The organism is Sphingomonas sp. CFBP 8760 (assembly GCF_014841615.1).
GTDB lineage: Bacteria > Pseudomonadota > Alphaproteobacteria > Sphingomonadales > Sphingomonadaceae > Sphingomonas.
Map to the genome: position 1 here is coordinate 1 of NZ_JACYUG010000078.1, position 252 is coordinate 252.

The following is a 252-nucleotide window of genomic DNA, read 5'->3' on the forward strand; positions in this document are numbered from 1 at the left end:
CCATGTCAGGAAAGGGAAATTGCTACGATAACGCCATGGTCGAGACGTTCTTCAAGACCATCAAATCCGAACTCGTCTGGCGAACCGTCTTCTACACACGTGCCCAAGCCGAGCAGGCCATTGCCCGCTACATCGACGGCTTCTACAACCCGGTCCGGCGTCATTCCGCGCTCGACTACACCAGCCCGGCACAGTTCGAACGAACCGTGTCACGCTGAGCAAATGCCTCTCCACTTAAGCGGGGCAAGTCCA

The 252-nt window shown here is 57.1% G+C and carries 1 protein-coding gene; it reads left to right on the forward strand.

All coding sequences use genetic code 11. The features are described 5' to 3' along the window. The coding region (locus IFT82_RS20430; protein ID WP_192129954.1) for an IS3 family transposase at positions 1 to 218 on the forward strand (218 nt) is incomplete at its 5' end. Positions 219 to 252 lie beyond the last annotated feature (34 nt).